At 49.0% G+C, this 19,582-nt stretch carries 23 protein-coding genes; 6 read left to right on the top strand and 17 right to left on the bottom strand.

All coding sequences use genetic code 11. From position 1 onward, the window contains the following. The first annotated feature begins 1 nt into the window (after position 1). Together METTU_RS06720 and METTU_RS06715 are read left to right on the top strand one after the other, a co-directional pair. Positions 2-241 (top strand): glutaredoxin family protein, encoded by a 240-nt coding sequence (locus METTU_RS06720; RefSeq protein WP_006890560.1) that lies wholly within the window; start codon positions 2-4, stop codon positions 239-241. 201 nt (positions 242-442) lie between these two features. Continuing rightward, the gene (locus tag METTU_RS06715) at positions 443-1,351 is read left to right on the top strand and encodes a DUF6236 family protein (protein WP_006890559.1); all 909 of its coding nucleotides are present in this window, start codon (positions 443-445) and stop codon (positions 1,349-1,351) included. Between the two features lie 318 nt (positions 1,352-1,669). Here METTU_RS06715 and METTU_RS06710 read toward each other — a convergent pair whose 3' ends face one another. The 14 genes from METTU_RS06710 to METTU_RS06645 form a co-directional block, all read right to left on the bottom strand. Further along, entirely contained in the window at positions 1,670-1,963 is a 294-nt protein-coding gene (locus METTU_RS06710; protein WP_040579680.1) for a type II toxin-antitoxin system RelE/ParE family toxin, read from the bottom strand. Further along, complete coding sequence (locus tag METTU_RS06705; RefSeq protein ID WP_006890558.1) at positions 1,960-2,184, bottom strand: addiction module protein; 225 nt, start codon at positions 2,182-2,184, stop codon at positions 1,960-1,962. Before METTU_RS06705 ends, METTU_RS06710 begins: the two co-directional genes overlap by 4 nt. 241 nt (positions 2,185-2,425) lie before the next feature. Further along, a complete protein-coding gene (gene lipA, locus METTU_RS06700) occupies positions 2,426-3,388 on the bottom strand; it encodes a lipoyl synthase (protein WP_006890557.1) in 963 nt (320 codons plus the stop codon). Next, positions 3,385-3,993 (bottom strand): lipoyl(octanoyl) transferase LipB, encoded by a 609-nt coding sequence (gene lipB / locus METTU_RS06695; RefSeq protein ID WP_006890556.1) that lies wholly within the window; start codon positions 3,991-3,993, stop codon positions 3,385-3,387. Before lipB ends, lipA begins: the two co-directional genes overlap by 4 nt. A 25-nt stretch (positions 3,994-4,018) precedes the next feature. Further along, complete coding sequence (locus tag METTU_RS06690) at positions 4,019-4,282, bottom strand: YbeD family protein (protein WP_006890555.1); 264 nt, start codon at positions 4,280-4,282, stop codon at positions 4,019-4,021. Further along, positions 4,279-5,121 (bottom strand): D-amino acid aminotransferase, encoded by an 843-nt coding sequence (locus METTU_RS06685; protein WP_006890554.1) that lies wholly within the window; start codon positions 5,119-5,121, stop codon positions 4,279-4,281. The genes METTU_RS06690 and METTU_RS06685 overlap by 4 nt, the downstream gene beginning before the upstream one ends. Further along, positions 5,111-6,280 carry a D-alanyl-D-alanine carboxypeptidase family protein gene (locus METTU_RS06680; protein WP_006890553.1) on the bottom strand — a complete coding sequence of 390 codons (1,170 nt, stop codon included), beginning with the start codon at positions 6,278-6,280 and terminating at the stop codon, positions 5,111-5,113. The genes METTU_RS06685 and METTU_RS06680 overlap by 11 nt, the downstream gene beginning before the upstream one ends. A gap of 37 nt (positions 6,281-6,317) precedes the next feature. After that, the gene (locus tag METTU_RS06675) at positions 6,318-7,115 is read right to left on the bottom strand and encodes a septal ring lytic transglycosylase RlpA family protein (RefSeq protein WP_006890552.1); all 798 of its coding nucleotides are present in this window, start codon (positions 7,113-7,115) and stop codon (positions 6,318-6,320) included. After that, complete coding sequence (gene mltB / locus METTU_RS06670; RefSeq protein ID WP_006890551.1) at positions 7,112-8,134, bottom strand: lytic murein transglycosylase B; 1,023 nt, start codon at positions 8,132-8,134, stop codon at positions 7,112-7,114. Before mltB ends, METTU_RS06675 begins: the two co-directional genes overlap by 4 nt. A 191-nt stretch (positions 8,135-8,325) precedes the next feature. Beyond that, on the bottom strand, positions 8,326-9,459 hold the full coding sequence (gene rodA / locus METTU_RS06665) for a rod shape-determining protein RodA (protein WP_006890550.1): 1,134 nt from the start codon (positions 9,457-9,459) through the stop codon (positions 8,326-8,328). Continuing rightward, entirely contained in the window at positions 9,456-11,294 is a 1,839-nt protein-coding gene (mrdA, locus tag METTU_RS06660) for a penicillin-binding protein 2 (protein ID WP_006890549.1), read from the bottom strand. The genes rodA and mrdA overlap by 4 nt, the downstream gene beginning before the upstream one ends. Before the next feature lie 17 nt (positions 11,295-11,311). Further along, positions 11,312-11,794 (bottom strand): rod shape-determining protein MreD, encoded by a 483-nt coding sequence (gene mreD, locus METTU_RS06655; protein ID WP_150107812.1) that lies wholly within the window; start codon positions 11,792-11,794, stop codon positions 11,312-11,314. After that, the gene (gene mreC, locus METTU_RS06650; protein WP_302050575.1) at positions 11,787-12,932 is read right to left on the bottom strand and encodes a rod shape-determining protein MreC; all 1,146 of its coding nucleotides are present in this window, start codon (positions 12,930-12,932) and stop codon (positions 11,787-11,789) included. The genes mreD and mreC overlap by 8 nt, the downstream gene beginning before the upstream one ends. Positions 12,933-13,124: 192 nt before the next feature. Further along, entirely contained in the window at positions 13,125-14,168 is a 1,044-nt protein-coding gene (locus METTU_RS06645) for a rod shape-determining protein (protein WP_006890546.1), read from the bottom strand. Between the two features lie 129 nt (positions 14,169-14,297). On the opposite strand from METTU_RS06645, the gene gatC reads away from it, so the two are divergent. Genes gatC through gatB form a run of 4 tightly spaced genes read left to right on the top strand, consistent with a single transcriptional unit; the run spans position 14,298 to position 18,123 of the window. Continuing rightward, positions 14,298-14,585: an Asp-tRNA(Asn)/Glu-tRNA(Gln) amidotransferase subunit GatC gene (gatC, locus tag METTU_RS06640; RefSeq protein WP_006890545.1), complete on the top strand. Its 288-nt coding sequence runs from the start codon at positions 14,298-14,300 to the stop codon at positions 14,583-14,585. A 16-nt stretch (positions 14,586-14,601) separates the two neighbouring features. After that, positions 14,602-16,053, top strand: a complete 1,452-nt coding sequence (gene gatA / locus METTU_RS06635) for an Asp-tRNA(Asn)/Glu-tRNA(Gln) amidotransferase subunit GatA (protein WP_006890544.1) — start codon at positions 14,602-14,604, stop codon at positions 16,051-16,053. A 12-nt stretch (positions 16,054-16,065) separates the two neighbouring features. After that, positions 16,066-16,671 (top strand): Uma2 family endonuclease, encoded by a 606-nt coding sequence (locus tag METTU_RS06630; RefSeq protein ID WP_006890543.1) that lies wholly within the window; start codon positions 16,066-16,068, stop codon positions 16,669-16,671. 15 nt (positions 16,672-16,686) lie between these two features. Continuing rightward, complete coding sequence (gene gatB / locus METTU_RS06625; RefSeq protein ID WP_006890542.1) at positions 16,687-18,123, top strand: Asp-tRNA(Asn)/Glu-tRNA(Gln) amidotransferase subunit GatB; 1,437 nt, start codon at positions 16,687-16,689, stop codon at positions 18,121-18,123. Positions 18,124-18,183: 60 nt separating this feature from the next. On the opposite strand, the gene METTU_RS06620 is transcribed toward gatB, so the two are convergent. From METTU_RS06620 to METTU_RS06610, 3 genes are all read right to left on the bottom strand, one after another. Beyond that, on the bottom strand, positions 18,184-18,456 hold the full coding sequence (locus tag METTU_RS06620; RefSeq protein ID WP_006890541.1) for a CcdB family protein: 273 nt from the start codon (positions 18,454-18,456) through the stop codon (positions 18,184-18,186). 46 nt (positions 18,457-18,502) lie between these two features. Next, the gene (locus tag METTU_RS06615; RefSeq protein ID WP_006890540.1) at positions 18,503-18,742 is read right to left on the bottom strand and encodes a type II toxin-antitoxin system CcdA family antitoxin; all 240 of its coding nucleotides are present in this window, start codon (positions 18,740-18,742) and stop codon (positions 18,503-18,505) included. A 174-nt stretch (positions 18,743-18,916) separates the two neighbouring features. After that, positions 18,917-19,375 (bottom strand): tetratricopeptide repeat protein, encoded by a 459-nt coding sequence (locus METTU_RS06610; protein ID WP_006890539.1) that lies wholly within the window; start codon positions 19,373-19,375, stop codon positions 18,917-18,919. Between the last annotated feature and the right edge of the window lie 207 nt (positions 19,376-19,582).

Below are 19,582 nucleotides of genomic sequence, written 5' to 3'. Positions count from 1 at the left end.
TATGCGCTTAATGCTGTTTGGCACCTCCGGTTGCCATCTTTGCGAACAGGCGGAGATTATTGTTAATGCCTGTGTGCCGGATGGCGTTGAGACTGTGGATATTGCCGAACAGGAGCAATGGCAGGAGCTATATGCTCTGCGCATTCCGGTTTTATATGATCCCGAGACCAAACAGGAGTTGGGTTGGCCATTTGATCAAGTTGAGGTTGAAGATTTTATTGATCGCGTAGCCTGTATGTAGAGTTGGCTCTATCCGATACAGGCAGCACGGTAGGCCGGAATAAGGCCATCCAAGCGCGTAGCGCGAGGTGGCGTTTCCGGCGAGTTCCGGTGGTATTTGCCGGAAACACCAATTCTCGCTGTCGCTCGAATCGGCTTATTCCGGCCTACAGGACTGAGTTCCAGATAATAACTTGTTAGACAATCATAAGGAAAATCTGTTATGAAAAGAGGAGTAGTTATCGGGAGCCGAATAAACTTAGAAAATGGATTATTTTCAATAAATGGCAATGTTGATACAGAAGATTTAGCAAAATGGCTGCTTTATTGGGATCACATAACTTATGCTGGTGTTGGATTAAACGGTCACTCTTTTTCTGGAACTCCCACTCAAGATATTTTATTTCTCGAATCGGAAGGTTTATTTAAGACTGAGATTATTGACATTCAATCTCTTGATCTTCAGTCTCTACCACCACCAGAGCTAGAAGCTCATTTTTGGGGACTTTCCGGAAATCAATTTCACATTGTATCGTCAGCCGCACGGATTAAGCTTTCTAAACAACTATCAGAAACAACTGGAAATATTTGGAGTGTAGGTCAAGCTGGTGGCGAAAAGCTTTTACTTCCGGGGACACACGAACAAAAAGAATTAATCGATGTACAGCTTGTCAATTGTCTTCCTGTTCCGGCAAAACTAACCCCCTTTGAAGATATTTTAGATTTTAAGGCTAAGTATCAAGGAGAACTGATACGCCTTAGGAGAGCGCTTGATGCATTAAGAGAAAAAATTCTTAGTTCATCAGACGAACGAAGAGCAACAGATGCTGCTATTCATGAAATATCATCATCACTAACGGATATTTATTCAGCTTTAGACGGCTCAGGGATTAAAACCATTAGTGAATCTATTGCTTTATATACTAAAAATCCTGATCTTGTTTTTTGGGCAAGTTTAGGCGAGCAAGCTGCTGATTCACAGGGAATACCTATTGAGTTAGGTAGATACACAGGAGCGGCATTAGCTACAGTGATCAAGTTTTTAAAGAGAAATGTGCCAGGTGGACAAAACCTACCAAATTCTAATTCAGATTTTACATACGCATTTGAAGCTATACAGCAATTGAAATAAAGCTGTAAGGCAAAGGGATGGATCTCTCTAAGCGGGACGGGGTTTGTAACCCCGTCCCTAACGTTTCTGAGATGTTCGAAGTACTGTTACATTGAACCAACGCCAAACGTTTCGATCGGGGCAGCATGCCCCGATCGGCTTTCAGTTATGTTTACCGAGATATAAACAAGAAAAACACCCTATGAAAAACTGTGTATTGCTATTTACTGTCTTGGCCGTAGGATGTGCTGAACACAGTGAAGCGTATCAATCGCGAACGATGCGGTTCCTATCGTCACCACATCCTATCCACTCCGCACATCTTACGGTCTTGATGTATTAGAGGCGGCCTAACCAGTAGTCGGGTCTGCGCCGCTTGTGTGCAATGGCAAGGACTTGAACGACACCCTCGACATCTCGAAAAATAACATTGAATGGAAACCGTTTGAGAAAAATACGCCGAATGTTGGGTTTGCGTTCAATACGGTAACGATGCGGCGCATGGACAACGTTTGCCATAAGTTCCTCTAGCTCAGCAAGATACGCAACGCCAAGACCCGGCTGTCGAGATTCAAAGAACGCGATGGCTTCAAAATGTTCTGCTTCAGCGCCGGGATGAAAGTAATAACTCACCGCAATAATGCCCGCGCTTTGCGGCTAACTTCTTCGGCGGGGATAAGCTGTACAAGCCCCTGATCTATTTCTGCCGCCCTACGCTCCGCCTCGTCAAGCCATGCCTGCTCAATTTCAGGTTCAGACATATCTTCAAGGCTTAACAATAGTTTATGAGCGAGCTTGGCTCTATCCGATACAGGCAGGTGCAAAGCTTCGCGTTCAATTGTGGTTGGGTCCATAGTTCGCAATCGTTTGATTAAGAATGGCACTAAAGCTATCAGAGCTCGGTAAGGTATGCAACTGAAAACAGAAAAGTCGGGCTTATGCCCGACTTTTCTAAGCTTTATTTAACTGCATTCCCCATCTGAGAGCTGGAACAGATTTGTATTAACCCGAAGGGCGTTAGGCGATATAGCCTGACGTGAATCCATGCCGTATTAGTAGCGATAAGCATTGTTCAGTCGTAAATAGCTGTGTCCGTCACTCCTGAATGACAGATTTAGCCTGAAGATCTGCATGGTAGGACGACCGAACCATCGGTGCGCTGGCGACTTGTTTAAACCCCAGGGCCTTGGCAACTGCGCCGTATTCATCGAATTGTTCGGGGGTGATGTAGCTTTGAACCGGCAAATGGGCTTTGCTGGGTTGCAGGTATTGGCCTATGGTCAGCATTGAGCAGCCGTGGGCTAATAAATCTTTCATGACTTGATGGACTTCGTCCTGATGTTCGCCTACGCCGAGCATCAGACCCGATTTGGTGGGGACTTGCGGCTGGGCTTGGTGGAATTGTTGCAACAAATTCAGCGAGCCTTGGTAGTCGGAACCGGGGCGGACTTGTTTGTACAGCCGGGGGACGGTTTCCAGGTTGTGGTTGAATACGTCGCAGGGATGTTCGGCTAATAGGGCTACGGCTTTTTCGATGCGTCCGCGAAAGTCGGGCACCAGAATTTCTATTTTGGTGGAGGGCGTTTGCCGGCGGATTTTTTCGATACACTCGGCAAAATGTCCGGCACCGCCGTCTCTTAAATCATCGCGGTCTACCGAAGTGATGACTACGTACTTCAAGGCCATGACCTGTATCGCATCGGCCAGGTGCTGTGGCTCGTCTTTGTCCAGCGCCAGCGGTTTGCCATGTGCGACATCGCAAAAAGGGCAGCGGCGGGTGCATAAATCGCCCATGATCATGAACGTGGCGGTGCCGTGCTGAAAACACTCTCCCAGATTGGGGCAGGCGGCTTCTTCGCAAACGGTATGCAGGTTGTTTTCGCGCAGCAGTTGTTTGATGCGGGTGACTTCATCGCTGGCCGATATTTTTATGCGTATCCATTCGGGTTTGCGCAAAGTGGTTTCGGCTGGTTCCACTTTGATCGGGATTCTTGCCAGCTTTTCGGTGTTGCGCTGGTGAGATTCGGGCGTGGAACGAGAGGGCGCTTGATAAGTCATTGTTGTAATGCCGTAATGATAGCTTGGGTAACAGGAATGGCGAGTTCAGCATTGCTGACAGTCACGCCCAGATCGGCCAGTTGGGTAACTTCAAGTTCTGAATAACCGCAGGTATTGATATGGTCGAAAGGGCGCAAATCCATGTGGTTGTTGATACTCAGGCCATGATAGCTGCAATTTCTTTTAATGCGCAGGCCGATGGAACCGATTTTTTTGTTATCTACGTAAACGCCGGGGGCGTCGGCTCTGGCTACGGCGATAATGCCGTGTTGCGCCAAGGCGAAGATCATGGCTTGTTCCAGGGTTGTGACCAGTTGGCGGACGCCGAAATTCAGACGTTTAATATCGACCAGGGTGTAAATAATCAGCTGGCCGGGGCCGTGATAGGTCACTTGTCCGCCACGGTCGGAATTAATGACCGGAATCGCGCCGGTATTCAGCAGATGCTCACGCTTGCCGTTTAAGCCCAGCGTATAAACGGGAGGGTGTTCGGTGATCCAGATTTCATCGGCGGTTTCTGCCTCGCGATTTTGGGTAAATCGCTGCATGTCTTGCCAGGTGGATTCATAGGGCTGAATGCCCAGGTTACGGATGGTTATCGGCATGAGGCGACGTTGCGCTGCAACGACTCTACAAAGCCATCAAGACATGCGGATGGTCGGTTAAATCCTGATAAATAGCATCCAGTTGCTGCTTGCTGGATGCTTCTATGATTACGGTGACGGCGATGTAATTGCCGTCTTTGCTGGGGCGTGTGGTCACGGCGTTTTCGTTAATGTCGGTAACATGGCGACGCACGATTTCTATAACCAGCAGGTCGAGTTCCAGATCGGTTTTGCCCATTGCCTTGATCGGGAATTGGCAGGGAAATTCTAATAGGGTTTCTTCGCTCATGGTCGTGATTGCTTGTAAGCCTGGAATAATTGATTCATGATTCGCCATATGGGGCCGGGTTTGCCGTTTGCAATGGTTTCATTATCAAGTTGAACAACCGGTACGATTTCCCGTGTAGAGCTGGTTAACCAAATTTCGCTGGCTGTTTTTAAGGCATCCAGTGAAATGATGTCTTCACTATAGGGGATGTTGTTTTTCCTGGCGATTTCCAGAATGACATCGCGGGTTATGCCCGGCAATATTTCGGAGCCTTGCGGCGGTGTAATCAGGATGCCGTCGATGACGGCAAATATATTACTGGCGGCGCCTTCAGTCACATAGCCGTCTTTAACCAGGATGGCTTCGGCACACCCTTTTTCTACAGCCTGTTGTCTGAGCAAAATATTGGCCAGCAGCGTGGTGGCTTTAACGTTGCACAATTCCCAGCGGCTGTCATCGACGCTGATGGCTTTTACTCCGGAATCCAGATTTGCAAGCGGCACGATGTTTGAGCACATCGCGAACACGGTAGGCGTAACGTTTTCCGGAAAAGAGTGGTCTCTTTTGGAATCGATGCCACGGGTAATTTGCAGGTAAATATATTGATCCAGGCTGGTATCCAGCAAGGGCGTCAGGATTTCCAGCCATTGCGCCCGGTCATGCGGGTTTGCTAAACGTATCGAAGACAGGCTGTTTTCCAGCCGTTCCATGTGTTCCTGAAAGTGAAACAACGAACCCGAGTAGGACGGGATTACTTCATAAATCCCGTCGCCAAACAAAAAGCCGCGATCCATGACCGATACTTTTGCATCGGCTAACGGCAAATACTGGCCGTTTAAATAGACGGTTTTATTGTCCATCCGGTTTCTCCAGCATCATCATGGCACTGTCATAGATCCGCTGGAAAATATTACCTTGTTCTACCGATTTCAGGGCGATCAGGTCTTTGTTGGCGACCACTTCATTTTTAAGTGTGACGTTGACCGTACCCAGTTTTGTGCCTTCTTTAACCGGCGCGGTAATTTTTTTATCAATGTTGATAACGGCTTTTAGGTCGTTGTAATGGCCACGGGGAATCGTGGCATAAAGATCTTCGGCCAAGCCAAGTTGCAGGTTTTTAGTGTCGCCTTTCCAAACTCTCGCTTCGGCCAGGGAGGTTTTTCCTTGATACAGTTTGTGCGCCTCAAAAAAACGAAAGCCGTAGTTGAGCAGGTTCTGGTTTTCGTTAGCTCTGGCGTTGGGGCTGCTGGCGCCCATCACCACGGAAATCAGGCGCATGTCGTTTCTTAACGCGGAAGCGACCAGGCAATAGCCGGCGGCATCGGTAAAACCGGTTTTAATACCATCCACTGTCTCATCACGAGAAAGCAGTTGGTTGCGGTTGTGCTGAACGATGTTGTTGAAGGTGAATTCTTTTTGTGAAAACCAACGATAGTAGTCAGGAAATTCCTTGATTAAAGCCTGGCTGAGTATGGCCAGATCGCGGGCGGTGGTGTAGTGGTTGTCGATGGGTAAGCCATTGCTATCCTGGAAATGGCTGTTTTTCATGCCCAGACGTTCGGCATGTTGATTCATCATGTCGGCAAAAGTGGTTTCATCACCGGCGATATGTTCCGCCAAAGCAACGCTGGCATCGTTGCCGGATTGAATGATGACGCCCTTTAACAGGTCTTCAACTTTAACCTGATTGCCGACTTCAATAAACATACGCGAACCGGGTGTTTCCCAGGCTTTTTGGCTGATAGTGACCAGGTCGTTTAAATGTAGGTGGCCATTGCTGATTTCCCGAAACACCACATAAACAGACATAATCTTGGTGAGACTGGCGGGGGCAAGCTTAACATCGGCGTTGTTTTCTGCCAGTACTTTGCCGGTGTCATAGTTCATTAATATGTAGCCGCTGGCAGCAATGGTGGGCGCTGCCGGGGTCGTGATTTCGGCGTCTTCTGCGTTTGCCGCGGTCGTGGCAATCAACAAACTAAAAAATAATAAAACGGGAAGATTTTTAAAAAGGATCATCGCTCTCTAATGGGGGTGGACTCAGAAAAACATGAGTTTATTGTATCATGGAGATTTGTTTTTGATCGGTTTCAGTAACAAATTGAGTCGCTGTTATACCCAGTTTTGCCAGCTGTATATTCAGTTTGTGGACACTCTCCGGTGATTTGATAGGTCCCATTTGGACCTTGTAGAGCGTAGCGCCTTGGTGTGTTGATGGTAGTATTTCAGGCTGAGGTAATTGATGTGCGGCAATTTTGTTTTGCAATTTCAGCGCCTTATTTTTGTTGCCGAAGGTGCCTACTTGTAAATAGACGCTCTTGTCTTGTTGTTCCGCTGCATTTTGCAGCTGCGCTAACGCTTGTTCGGGGGCTATCGCCTTGATTTCAACGGCTCCTGTTCCCGCCTGTTCAAGGTCCAGTTTTTGGGCGGCAGCGTAAGACAGGTCCATTACGCGGTTACCATGATAAGGGCCCCGGTCATTGATACGGACAATAACGCTACGCTGGTTTTCCAGGTTGGTGACGCGAGCGTAAGATGAAATCGGCAGTGTTTTGTGAGCGGCGGTCATCGCATACATGTCGTATATTTCGCCGGATGCGGTTTTTTTGCCGTGAAAATCGGGGCCGTACCATGAGGCTACGCCTTGTTTCAGGTAACGGACAATGCGGGGTAATAGATTTTCTTCTTCGTCGGAGGTGGGGCTGGTATCGGAACTACCGATGTTTAATCTTGAATGATGCCTGGAGGGGGCAGTTGTAACCGATGTTGGGCTTGAGATGTCGCTGGTTCTTACTTGTTCGGTGGTACAACTGCATAAAACAAAAATTAGGAGTAACGGTATGATCTTGTTCATGGGAATGAGCCTTTTTTATTTAAAATAGATAGGCTTAACTGATAAACGGCCATGGCATATAAAGGACTGTGGTTGTAACGGGTAATGACATAAAAATTGTCTAATGCCGCCCAGAGTTCTTTGCCTTGTTCTTGCTGTTCAAAGCTAAGCAGTTTCACTTTACTGTCTAAAGGTAATTGCCTCGATGTAATTAAGTTGAGTGATTCTAACTCGGCAACCCTTAAATCAGGCTTAAGGTTATTGTTGAGAACTGGTTCATAGTTTTTGTATTTAGCTGTAACGGGAACAGCAATAGCTTGGCCGGTTTGCCAATGATGTTTGGCAAAATAATTGGCGACGCTGGCTATGACGTCGCTGTTGTCGTGCCAGATGTCGCGGCGATTATCGTTGTCGAAATCAACAGCATAAGCCCTGAAACTGCTGGGCATAAATTGCGGCAGCCCCATGGCGCCTGCGTATGAACCTACTGGATCGGCGGGGTTAATATGTTCGTCGCGGCAGAGCAGCAGGAAGCTTTCAAGTTCACCGAGAAAGAATTTGCTGCGCGGCGGATAGGCAAAACCCAGGGTAGACAGGGCGTCGATGACGCGATGGTTGCCGGTGTTTTTTCCGAACAGGGTTTCAACGCCGATAATGGCGACAATGATTTCGGCCGGAACGCCGTATTGTTTTTCCGCAGCCGCCAGCGCGGGGGCATTGTCCCGCCAGAATTGCACGCCTGCGTCGATACGCGCTTCGGTCAGGAATATTTTGCGGTATTTATACCAGGGCAAGCCTTCCGAGGGTGAGGAGATTCTTTTGAGTATGTCTTGCTTAATCTCGACTGTTTCAAACAAATCATCAAGTTCTGCTTCATCGAACTGGTGCTTTGTGACCATTTGCTCGATAAAGGTATGAACTGATTCGGTGTCTTTTATGTTGCCGGTACAGGAGGCGAGTAAGAGGCACAAGGCGAAGGGCGCAAGGCGCAAGGCGCAAGGGATGCTTCTGAGCCGGTATATAAGGTTGTATTTGTGCATCTTTTTAGCCTTGTGTTTGAGCTTGTGTGGGATTCATAAGTGAGACAGAAATGTTAAGGTATCAATCGAAGACACAAAGGCCCACAATTTTTAGCCTTTAGCCTTTAGCCTTTAGCCTTTAGCCTTTAGCCTTTAGCCTTTAGCCTTTAGCCTTTAGCCTTTAGCCCTTCGTCTTTCGCCTGCTTTTCCATTCATGAGTGTGGCAGGAATTTTTTATGGGTATGAATCGACATAAGAATGCCGAAACCGGCCAGCAACGTTACTATCGAGGTGCCGCCGTAACTGACTAAGGGTAACGGAACGCCGACCACAGGCAGTACGCCGATGACCATGCCGATGTTGACAAAAACATAAACAAAAAAGGTAAAAGCCAGGCTGCTGGCTAGTAACCGGCTGTAAGTGTCCTGAGCCTGCGAGGCAATATACAGGCAGCGGCTGATGATAAGCAGGTACAAGGTCAGCAAGCCTAAGCAGCCGAATAGTCCGAACTCTTCAGCGAAGACTGCAAAAATAAAGTCGGTGGAGCTTTCCGGTAAAAAGTCCAGTTCCGACTGGGTGCTGCCCAGCCAGCCTTTGCCATAGATGCCGCCGGAACCGATAGCGATTTTCGATTGGATAATATGGTAGCCCCTGCCCAGCGGGTCAGCTTCCGGGTTTAGAAAGGTGAGCACCCGGTCGCGTTGATAAGGGCGCATAAAATGCCAGAGTATCGGTGTCAGTCCTGCCAGTGTGGCGGAGATTGCCAGTATGAACCGCCAGGAGAGACCGGCAAAAAACAGTACGGCGGCGCCGGAGCTGGCAACCAGTAACGCGGTGCCCAAGTCAGGTTGTTTGGCGATCAATAAGGTCGGAACAACGATCAGTATGCTGGCTATCAGCAATTGTTTGGGTTTGGGCGGCAATGCGTGTTCCGCCAAATACCAGGCGACCATCATCGGCGTGGTGATTTTGATCATTTCCGAGGGCTGGAAACGAAAAACGCCAAGGTCCAGCCAGCGTTGCGCACCTTTTCCGAATTGACCCATAACCAGTACCGCAACGAGCAGCAAGATTCCCAAGCCGAACAGCAGTGCGGAATAGCGCTTAAACTGGTAAGGATCGACATGAGCCAGTACTGTCATCAAAAGAAAAGCCAATCCGACGCGCGCCGCTTGGCGCAGTAGCACGTCCATGTCCTGACTGCCGGCACTGTAAAGAATAATAAAGCTCAATAGGGAAATAAGCGACAAACCGATAAATAAGGGGATGTCTATATGCAGTTTTCTGAGGATATTGCCGAGAACTGACGGCGGATGAAATTGTTCGCTACGGGTTTCAGCTTTCATTGTTGCTCCCTTAAAAATTGCTTGATAACTTGCCCCGCGATGGGTGCCGCGACTGAACCGCCGTGACCGCCGTTCTCAACGATGACGGCAACTGCAATTTTGGGATCATCAGCCGGGGCGAAAGAAATAAATAAGGCATGGTCGCGTAATTTGAAGTCGATGTCGTTTTCGTTGTATTTGGCATCCTGCTTGATATTAAAAACCTGCGCGGTCCCGGTTTTACCGGCGATTTGATAATTAATGTCTTTGCTGATGCCCTTGGCTGTGCCGTGTGGATCATGAATAACATTGACCATGGCTGAGATGATGCTATTAATATTTTCGGGTTTAATCGTAATGTTGCTCGGTGGATTTTCCACGTCAGGCTCGGTGGGGTCGGGGCCGACAGTGTTTTTCACCAGAAAGGGCGTGACGACTTTGCCTTTATTCGCCAAGGTCGCGGTGGCTTTGGCCAGCTGTATCGGCGTAACCTGGAGATACCCTTGGCCTATTCCGGTGATCAGCGTTTCTCCCGGATACCAGGACTGATTGCGTTGACTGCGTTTCCATTCGCGCGAGGGCATTAATCCCGGCTTTTCCCCGGACAGATCAATGCCGGTTTTTTCGCCAAAGCCAAAATGCTGTAAAAAATCATGCATACGGTCTATGCCCAGCATGGATGCCAGACTGTAAAAATACACGTCGCAGGACTGAGTAATGGCCTCGGTCATATTAACCGAACCATGGCCGCCTTTTTTCCAATCCCGATAGTGGTGGCTGACATTCGGCAGCTGATAATAACCGGGACAGAACAGTTTGTGCTCGGCGTTGATCGCATTGTATTCAAGTCCGGCCAGTCCGATGAACGGCTTAATGGTTGATCCCGGCGGATATAAACCGCGCAACGCCCGATTATAGAGCGGTTGATTCTCGGAGGATTGCAGGGCCTGATAGGCGTCGTTGGCGATGCCGATAACAAAAGGATTGGGGTCGAAGCCGGGGCGGCTGGCGAAGACCAGTACGCCGCCGGTTTTAATGTCAATGGCGACCACTGCGCCGTTGAAGCCGTCCAATGCATCATAAGCGGTTTTTTGTAAATCTATATCCAGGGTCAGATAAAGATTTTCACCCGGCGTTGGGGGAACTGAGTTCACCGTATTGATGGCGCGAGCCTGTACATTGGTTTCTATTTCCGCATAGCCGGTCTTGCCGTGCAGTTCGGCTTCATAGGTGTTTTCTATGCCTATTTTGCCGACATGGGTTGAGCCCCGGTATTCGGCGATGGGCAGGGATTTCATTTCCGCTTCGTTGATGCGGCCTACGTAGCCGACCACATGAGAGGCCAGCTCGGCGTAGGGGTAGTGTCGAACCAGGCGGGCCTGAATGTCAACGCCGGGAAAATAAGGCCTGACTACGGCAAATTTGGCGAGTTCTTCGTCGGTCATGCTGATTAACAAAGGCGTGCTGACGAAGCGTTTTTGCCGTTTGCGTTGTTTCTGGTATTGGTCGATTTTTTCGTCAGAGATGTTGAGTAGTTTTTGCAAGCGCAGCAGCGTGTCATCAAGATCAGCGATTTGCTCGGGAATTAACTCAAGGCTGAAAGACTGTGTGTTGTCGGCCAGGACTTTACCGTGCCGGTCGTAAATAATGCCTCTTGTCGGTACCAGGGGTTCGATTTTAATGCTGTTGTCTTTTGCCAGTGTTGCGTAATGTTCGTGCCCGACAATTTGCAGGTAAACCAGTCGCACGATCAGCCCGGAAGTTAATAACAGTATGAGAGCAAAGGCGGAAATAATACGGTTGAGAAAAAGACGACTCTCTACTAACTTATTTTTAATAGTATAGATACGGGACATAACAGCTACGGAGTGTTTTATTTAGTGCGGCGCGACAAACGGACGCGGCGCAGTGCTGTATAAATCAGGGGCCAGCATAGCGTACCGGTAAAAACAGGCAGCCAGAAAGAAGTATGCAGTTGAGCGGGGTGTTGAATGTTTTTTAGCCAGAAAAGCAGTATTTGGGAAAACAGCAGGCAAAAGAAAATAAACAAGCCCTGTTGGGGTAATGGAAATTGGCGCAAACGTTTATGCAGTATCAGGCAAAAATAGATAATTAAAGTATAGGCCAGTGCATATTGGCCGAATACTCTGCCGGTCAATACATCGGTCAGTAACCCGACTGTCCATGCATGAAAGATACCGATACGTTCCGGTACGGCAATGGTCCAATAGATAAGCACCAGAAGCACCCAGTCCGGATTTATACCGGACAAGAAACCCGGCCAAGGTGCAATTCTTAAGCACATCGCCATGACAACGGTCAACATAATGCGGCCAAAGCCGGAATAGCTATTCATCATTGTCCGCCCCTGTCTGTGCCGCGGCGGGCACTTTGCGCGTCAATCCGCTCCCGGCGGATTGGTCATTACGGCCTGTCCCTGCCGGTGCCCCTGTGGATTTATCATCACGGGCTGTTCTTGCCCGTTTCCCTTTGGGTGCTTCGCGTATTAATCCGTTTTCGGTGGCTTGGCCGCTGGGGGGGGGCGTCTCGGGCGCTTTTTCGTGTGATGTGGGCGGTGAGCTGAGTGAAACGGGGGATGAGTCGCTCCAGACGATCAGCAGCTCCCTGTTTCGGTCCAGCATGGCTTTGGGGGTGGCGGTAATGTTGACGAAAGGTTTGTTGGTTATCGGGGTAAAATCATCGACGATGGCAACCGGATAACCCGATGGAAAAGTGCCGCCTAAACCCGATGTGATCAGTAAATCGCCGGGGCGAATGTCCGCATTATTGGGTAAAAAAGGTAAGTTAAGGCGGTTCAACTGGCCGCTGCCTACCGCAATGGTCAGCAGGCCGTTACGATTAACCTGTACCGGGATGGCATGGTTAGGGTCGGTAATTAACATGATTTCGGAGCTGAACGGCAACGCACGAAAGACCTGGCCGACAACTCCGTTCGCATCCAGTACCGGCTGTTGGGGGTGGACGCCGAAGCGGGTGCCTTTGTTGACTACCACGATGTTTTCGTAAGGCGCGGTATTGATCGACAATAATTCCGCGATCAACAGTTGTTCGCCGAGTTTAAAGGAGTTTTCCAATAAGGCTCGCAGACGAATATTTTCTTTTTCCAAAGAGTCGAATTTAAGCAATCGGGTTTTGTCGATGAATTGTTCTTCGCGTAATTGGGTATTTTCTTTTTTTAAGGTCGAGTATGAGCTGACAGAATCGGCGGTTTGCTCGATCAGTACGGTCGGTAAATCGACCAAATATTTCAGCGGGTCGACAATAACTGATAATGTGGCGCGAAGTGCGTCCAGTTGATGGCTTTGGTGTTCAGTGATCAGTAAAGCAACTGAAGCAATTATCGCCACAAGCAGACGGGTATTGATAGAAGGACCAGTAGCAAATAAAAGTTTTATAGCGGGATGCCTCTTTATCCAGTTAAAAAATGTTGGTAACGCGTAGATCGAGTTAGCGTAGCGTAGGTAACTCGACAAACCATTGCCGCATCTGTTGAGTTACGGCGCAAAAAGATGCGCTTCGGGACACCGCTGCGCGGTTCCTGCATAACCCGCAAGGATGCGGGCAATACAGGTTTTGCAGGGAGCAAAACATCTGCCCGTGCCGTTGTAACTCAACCTGCGGACTTTGTTGCTACCAAAATAAATGATTTTAAAGAATAAACATCATTACTCTAAGGAAAAAGTAGAGACTCCTTTTTTATCCAGCATTTCCAGAACCATGCCGCCGCCTCGTGCAACACAGGTTAGCGGGTCGTCAGCGATATAGACCGGCAGACCTGTTTCTTCAGCTATCAGTCTGTCTATATCCTTCAATAATGCGCCGCCGCCGGTTAAGAATATGCCGCGAGTCGCCACATCCGAACCGAGTTCAGGCGGAGTTTGTTCCAAGGCCAATTTTACCGCACCGACAATACCGGATAGCGGCTCTTGCAGCGCTTCCAGGATTTCATTGCTGTTCAAGGAGAAGCTGCGCGGCACGCCTTCGGCCAGATTACGGCCTTTAACTTCTATTTCCCTGACTTCGCTGCCGGGGTAAGCTGTGCCGATTTCATGTTTAATTCTTTCTGCGGTGGCCTCACCAATCAAGGTGCCGTAGTTTCTGCGCACATAATTGATAATGGCTTCGTCAAAGCGATCGCCGCCGATACGGACAGACGAGGAATAGACGATGCCGTTTATTGAGATGACTGCCACTTCAGAGGTGCCGCCGCCAATATCCAAAACCATCGAGCCGCACGCCTCATCAACAGGCAAGCCCGCGCCGATAGCTGCCGACATGGGTTCTTCAATCAAATAAACTTCGCGCGCACCGGCCATTGCTGCTGACTCTCGAATAGCACGACGTTCAACCTGAGTTGAGCCGCAAGGAACACAGATTAAAATGCGTGGGCTGGGGCGCAGTAATTTGCTTTGGTGGACTTTTTCGATAAAAAATCTCAGCATCCGCTCGGTGACGGCAAAATCGGCGATTACTCCGTCTTTTAATGGGCGGATTGCAGTAATATTGCCCGGTGTACGTCCCAGCATGAGTTTTGCATCAAGGCCGACAGCGGCAATGGTTTTATTACCCCTGATTCTGTCTTCTTTGATAGCCACCACCGATGGCTCATTAAGTACAATTCCCTGGCCGGGAATGTAGATCAATGTATTGGCGGTTCCTAAGTCAATAGCGAGATCGTTGGAGAAAAGGCCGCGAATTCTTTTGAACATTTTTAGCTGTATCCTTTGGGGGAATAAAAATTGTATTACTTTATCAATCAAGCGAGTGTTTGAGCAAGATATAAAGTATTATAAACACAATAATATTTAGAATCGCTGAAATTTTATTGGGAGTTAAAAATGTCTTTAACGGCGGATGATGTGAAGAAGATTGCGCATTTAGCGCGACTGGGAATCGAGGAGCAAGATGTTGCTTCTTATGCAAAAGACTTGTCCGGGATGCTGGATTTGATGACGCGGATGAGCGATCTTGACACTGACGGCGTCGAGCCTATGGCTCACCCGATGGATCAAGTGCAAAGATTACGAGCCGATGCGGTCACCGAGCAGGACAATCGCGAAAAATTCCAAGCCATTGCGCCCCAAGTAGAAGCGGGACTTTATCTAGTGCCCAAAGTAATTGAGTAAAGGGAAAGTAATAACTATGCATAACAAAACAATTGCGGAATTAGCCAAGGGCCTGCGTTCCGGCGAGTTTTCAAGCGTGGAATTGACCACGGCTTTTTTAGGCAGACTCAAGCAGCACAGCTCACTTAATTCTTATATCACGGTCACCGAAGACTTGGCCTTGCAGGCAGCCGAAGCAGCCGACGCCAGGTTGGCAAAGGGCGATGCGGAACTGTTAACCGGCATCCCGGTTGCACAAAAAGACATTTTTTGCACAGAGGGCGTTAAAACAACCTGCGGTTCAAAAATCCTGGATAATTTTATTGCACCCTACAATGCAACGGTGGTGGATAAGTTTAATAACGCCGGGGCGGTGATGCTGGGCAAATTGAACATGGACGAGTTTGCGATGGGCTCATCCAACGAAACCAGCTATTACGGCGTAGTCAGAAATCCCTGGGATGTTAATACCGTTCCCGGCGGTTCGTCAGGCGGCACGGCGGCGGCTGTTGCCGCGCGGCTGGCAGTCTGCGCGACCGGCACCGATACCGGCGGTTCGATACGCCAGCCTGCAGCTCTTTGCGGCATTACCGGATTAAAACCGACCTACGGCCGGGTGTCCCGTTACGGCATGATTGCTTATGCCTCCAGTCTGGATCAAGGCGGACCGATGACCCGTAGCGCCGAAGATGCGGCTATCATGCTGCAAACCATGGCCGGTTTCGATGAAAAGGATTCAACCAGCGTCGATTTGCCGGTTCCTGATTATAGGGCCGGGTTAAACAACAGCCTCGAAGGTTTAAAAATCGGCCTGCCCAAAGAGTTTTTCGGCGAAGGACTGAACAGCGATGTGGCGACAGCGCTTGAAGCGGCTATCAACGAATGCCGGAAATTGGGCGCCCAAGTAACGGAAATATCCATGCCCACGCTTAAGCTGGCCATTCCCGCTTATTACGTCATTGCTCCTGCCGAGTGCTCCGCGAACTTGTCGCGTTTTGACGGCGTACGGTTCGGCTACCGCTGCGAAAATCCGGCGGACTTAACCGATCTGTACACCCGTTCGCGCGGCGAAGGCTTCGGCAAGGAAGTTAAGCGTCGCATTTTGATGGGCACCTATGCGCTGTCGGCAGGCTATTACGACGCTTATTATATTAAGGCGCAAAAAATCCGCCGCCTGATCAGCGAAGACTTTAAAAGAGCGCTGTCGGAAGTCGATGTGATTATGGGGCCGGTAACGCCGTCAACCGCGTTCGGTATTGGCGAAAAAATAGGCAATCCGATTGAAATGTATTTATCCGATATTTACACGATTGCGATAAATCTTGCCGGGGTTCCTGCCATGTCGGTTCCCGCAGGGTTTGCAAACGGCATGCCCGTGGGCTTGCAAATCATCGGCAACTACTTTGCGGAAGACCGGTTGTTGAATATCGCCCATCAGTATCAACAAGTCACCGATTGGCACCAACAAACGCCAAAAGGCTTTGAATAAGGAGACGCTCTCATGACGAAAATCACAGAACTCTCGCAATTGGATTTAAACGGTACCTACAGCTATGCCGATTACTTGACGTGGCGGCTGGAAGAAACGGTCGAGCTGATCAAGGGCAAGATTATGGCAATGTCCCCCGCGCCTAGCCTGAAGCATCAGAGCGTTATTACCAATCTGGGTGGCAGTCTTTATCAGTATTTCCACAAAAGACCCTGCAAACTTTTTTACGCGCCATTCGATGTCAAACTCTACAACAGCAAAAAATCAAAACTAACCGACCAGGAGGTTTTCAGTGTCGTCCAGCCCGATTTATGCATAATCTGCGATAAAGAAAAACTCACCGAACAAGGTTGCAATGGCGCGCCGGACTGGATTATCGAAGTACTCTCACCCGGTAACAGCAAGAAAGAAATGCGCCTTAAATACGACCTTTATCAGGAAAACGGCGTCACCGAGTACTGGTTGGTTTATCCCTACGAACAAGCGGTCTATCAGTTTCTGCTGGATAAGGACACCGAAAAATACCAACTATTCGCCATGCATGCCGGTGACGACATCGCAAAACCCTATCTTTTTCCTGGGCTGGATATTGATCTGGCCGATGTTTTTGCCGAATAACACGGAACTACTAAAATGAATACACAATGGGAAACAGTAATCGGCTTGGAAATTCACGCCCAACTCGCCACAAAATCAAAAATCTTTTCCGGGGCGTCCACCGCTTACGGCGCGGAACCCAACACCCAGGCCTGCGCGGTCGATTTAGGCTTGCCGGGCGTGTTGCCGGTATTGAATGAAGAGGCCGTGCGCATGGCGGTCATCTTCGGCATGGCCATCGAAGCGCATATCGCGCCGTATTCGGTTTTCGCCAGGAAAAATTATTTTTACCCGGACTTGCCCAAGGGCTATCAAATCAGCCAGATGGATTTGCCTATCGTCGGTGTCGGCCATCTGGATATTGACGTTGACGGCGTAAGCAAGCGCATCGGCATCACTCGCGCTCATCTGGAAGAAGACGCGGGCAAATCGTTGCATGGCAGTTTTCACGGCTTGACCGGGATCGATTTAAACCGTGCCGGTACGCCGTTGCTGGAGATCGTTTCCGAGCCGGAAATGAGTTCGGCTAAAGAAGCCGTGGCTTACATGAGGAAAATGCACGAACTGGTGCGCTATCTGGGTATTTGCGACGGTAATATGCAGGAAGGCTCGTTCCGCTGCGATGCCAACGTATCGGTGCGTCCCAAAGGCCAAAAAGAATTCGGCACCCGGGCTGAAATCAAAAATATCAACTCGTTCAAGTTTGTCGAAAAAGCCATCAATCACGAAATCGAGCGGCAAATCGAGGTGATAGAAAGCGGCGGTACCGTAGTTCAGGAAACCCGATTGTACGATTCCGACAAGGATGAAACTCGCTCCATGCGCAGCAAGGAAGAGGCCAATGATTACCGGTATTTTCCCGATCCCGATCTGTTGCCGGTATTGATTGATGAAGACTTTAAAGCGCAAATAAAAGCCCAATTGCCGGAATTGCCGCAAGCGAAAAAACAGCGCTTTAAGGATGATTATGTTTTGGATGAAGAGAACGCTACGATCCTGACATCTTCTCGTTCGCTGGCTGATTATTTCGAAACCGTGGTTAAAGAGTCGGGCTGCGAAGCGAAAATGTGCGCCAACTGGGTGACCGGCGATCTCTTAGCCGCGCTTAATAGAGCCGACCTGGAAATTACCGATTCGCCGGTTAGCCACGAGCGTCTGGCGGGATTGTTAAAGCGCATCAGCGACGACACCATTTCCGGCAAGATTGCCAAACAGGTGTTCGAAGAACTGTGGCAGAGCACCGCTACAGCCGATGAAATTATCGAAGCCAAAGGCTTGAAACAAATCACCGATACTGGCGCTATTGAGGCTATTATCGATAAAATCATTGCCGACAACCAGGATCAGGTTGAGCAATACCGTAGCGGTAAAGATAAAGTTTTCGGTTTTTTTGTCGGGCAGGTGATGAAGGAAATGCAGGGCAAGGCAAATCCCGGCGAAGTGAACAAAATGCTTAAGGCTAAGTTACAGTAAGCAGATCTTTTACCGAACAACCGCCCATTGTGGTCAGCGGTTGTTCGGTATCAACAAATCTCAGAATCCCTGAAATAGAAAATCCAACGCCGCAGTAATTTCGAATTGCCTGGATGCAAGTGATGCGATTGGCGTTTTCAGCAAGCGAAGCGGCACGGCTGCTAGGTTGGGTGTTTCCAGCAGGCATTCGACACCTTCTATCTCAAATGTCGGCGTAAGATTGGCGGGAAGATTAACGGCGGCAAAACGATCGCGTCTGCGTAGCGGTATGACGATGCGGGTCTCCAGTCTTTGTAACAAATCACTTTGAACATCCAGAAAATACGGCGTCATTTAAGCCTATTCACCACTGTTGCGAGAGGCATCAAAACGCGGTATGTCAGAACCAGCGCCATGAGTCTAATGGCAAACCTTCATCCGCCACGGTCTGATTATAAGCGGCGATAAAATCGGCGTTATCCTGCTGCCAGCGCCGTTCGCGTTCATTGCGCACCAGTTCGCGTAAGAATTGCTCGCAAGACTGGGAAATGTTGATTCCTAACGCCTTCGCTTCAGTCAATACAGCGGATGAGAGGGTAATGTTGGTTGCTTTCTTGGGGGTGTTGGCTAGAGTCGTCATCGTATGGATCCTTTTGATGCTGTATAGGTATGCTATAGCAATATATAGTATGTTGCACTATGTAAGCCTTTATTTTGTAACTATTCATCAAGTAGCTTGGATGAGGCATCGTGGAATCAATTTGCAGCGAATGACTTGCTGTTCAGCATACTCACGGTACGTACACCGCAACTTTTAAGTCAGGCGTATCGACTGAATCTGCGCGAGCGCTATCGGGTGACCCAGCGAGGCCGCTTTGGCAATCCACATAAGGGCAAGATTATTGTCTTTAGGTAAGCCGTTACCCTCCAAATAACAACAGCCCAGCAAATGCATCGCATCGGTGCAATGTTGCTTTGCCGCCAATTCCAGCCAATACACCGCGCTTTTCAGCTTGTTATGTTCTAAAAAAAGTAACGCCAAATCATTTTGTGCCTTTGCATCGCCGGAATCGGCACTTTTAATCAGTTCAATATCATCGGAATTAAGGGGGAGGCAAATGTCGTGTTTGATCGAATCGAAACAGATCATAGTCTTGTAATAGGCCTCATTATCGGCGGCGCACTGTATGCTGCCGTCGGCAAGGCGGCGTCTTATGGTGCGCTCGCTCCATTCGGTCAAGGTGGTGGCGGCGTGTAGGCTGACGTGTTGCATGTGACATCCCTTGTTATAAATGAGCGCAATGGTTTTGGTTTTGGCAGGGCTTTTTGAAGGGCATTTTATCATGGCAGGGCTTTTTGCCGGGCATTTTTGCCGCAGCCGGTTGTTCGCGCGGCTTGTTTTTGTAATATAAAAACTGTTTCCCTGTTTTAACCGCGATGACAGGCCAAGAGTAACTATTTGGCATGGCTTCTGCTTATG

Origin of the sequence: Methylobacter tundripaludum SV96 (assembly GCF_000190755.2) — a bacterium.
Classification (GTDB): Bacteria; Pseudomonadota; Gammaproteobacteria; order Methylococcales; family Methylomonadaceae; genus Methylobacter_A; species Methylobacter_A tundripaludum.
This window is presented reverse-complemented; position numbering and strand designations above follow the sequence as displayed.

What these genes read in the sequence shown, in the direction of transcription:
- METTU_RS06720 (WP_006890560.1), top strand. Translation starts at nt 2, where the DNA reads ATGCGCTTAATGCTGTTTGGCACCTCCGGTTGCCATCTTTGCGAACAG.
- METTU_RS06715 (WP_006890559.1), top strand. Translation starts at nt 443, where the DNA reads ATGAAAAGAGGAGTAGTTATCGGGAGCCGAATAAACTTAGAAAATGGA.
- METTU_RS06705 (WP_006890558.1), bottom strand. Translation starts at nt 2,184, where the DNA reads ATGGACCCAACCACAATTGAACGCGAAGCTTTGCACCTGCCTGTATCG.
- lipA (WP_006890557.1), bottom strand. Translation starts at nt 3,388, where the DNA reads ATGACTTATCAAGCGCCCTCTCGTTCCACGCCCGAATCTCACCAGCGC.
- lipB (WP_006890556.1), bottom strand. Translation starts at nt 3,993, where the DNA reads ATGCCGATAACCATCCGTAACCTGGGCATTCAGCCCTATGAATCCACC.
- METTU_RS06690 (WP_006890555.1), bottom strand. Translation starts at nt 4,282, where the DNA reads ATGAGCGAAGAAACCCTATTAGAATTTCCCTGCCAATTCCCGATCAAG.
- METTU_RS06685 (WP_006890554.1), bottom strand. Translation starts at nt 5,121, where the DNA reads ATGGACAATAAAACCGTCTATTTAAACGGCCAGTATTTGCCGTTAGCC.
- METTU_RS06680 (WP_006890553.1), bottom strand. Translation starts at nt 6,280, where the DNA reads ATGATCCTTTTTAAAAATCTTCCCGTTTTATTATTTTTTAGTTTGTTG.
- METTU_RS06675 (WP_006890552.1), bottom strand. Translation starts at nt 7,115, where the DNA reads ATGAACAAGATCATACCGTTACTCCTAATTTTTGTTTTATGCAGTTGT.
- mltB (WP_006890551.1), bottom strand. Translation starts at nt 8,134, where the DNA reads ATGCACAAATACAACCTTATATACCGGCTCAGAAGCATCCCTTGCGCC.
- rodA (WP_006890550.1), bottom strand. Translation starts at nt 9,459, where the DNA reads ATGAAAGCTGAAACCCGTAGCGAACAATTTCATCCGCCGTCAGTTCTC.
- mrdA (WP_006890549.1), bottom strand. Translation starts at nt 11,294, where the DNA reads ATGTCCCGTATCTATACTATTAAAAATAAGTTAGTAGAGAGTCGTCTT.
- mreD (WP_150107812.1), bottom strand. Translation starts at nt 11,794, where the DNA reads ATGAATAGCTATTCCGGCTTTGGCCGCATTATGTTGACCGTTGTCATG.
- METTU_RS06645 (WP_006890546.1), bottom strand. Translation starts at nt 14,168, where the DNA reads ATGTTCAAAAGAATTCGCGGCCTTTTCTCCAACGATCTCGCTATTGAC.
- gatC (WP_006890545.1), top strand. Translation starts at nt 14,298, where the DNA reads ATGTCTTTAACGGCGGATGATGTGAAGAAGATTGCGCATTTAGCGCGA.
- gatA (WP_006890544.1), top strand. Translation starts at nt 14,602, where the DNA reads ATGCATAACAAAACAATTGCGGAATTAGCCAAGGGCCTGCGTTCCGGC.
- METTU_RS06630 (WP_006890543.1), top strand. Translation starts at nt 16,066, where the DNA reads ATGACGAAAATCACAGAACTCTCGCAATTGGATTTAAACGGTACCTAC.
- gatB (WP_006890542.1), top strand. Translation starts at nt 16,687, where the DNA reads ATGAATACACAATGGGAAACAGTAATCGGCTTGGAAATTCACGCCCAA.
- METTU_RS06620 (WP_006890541.1), bottom strand. Translation starts at nt 18,456, where the DNA reads ATGACGCCGTATTTTCTGGATGTTCAAAGTGATTTGTTACAAAGACTG.
- METTU_RS06615 (WP_006890540.1), bottom strand. Translation starts at nt 18,742, where the DNA reads ATGACGACTCTAGCCAACACCCCCAAGAAAGCAACCAACATTACCCTC.
- METTU_RS06610 (WP_006890539.1), bottom strand. Translation starts at nt 19,375, where the DNA reads ATGCAACACGTCAGCCTACACGCCGCCACCACCTTGACCGAATGGAGC.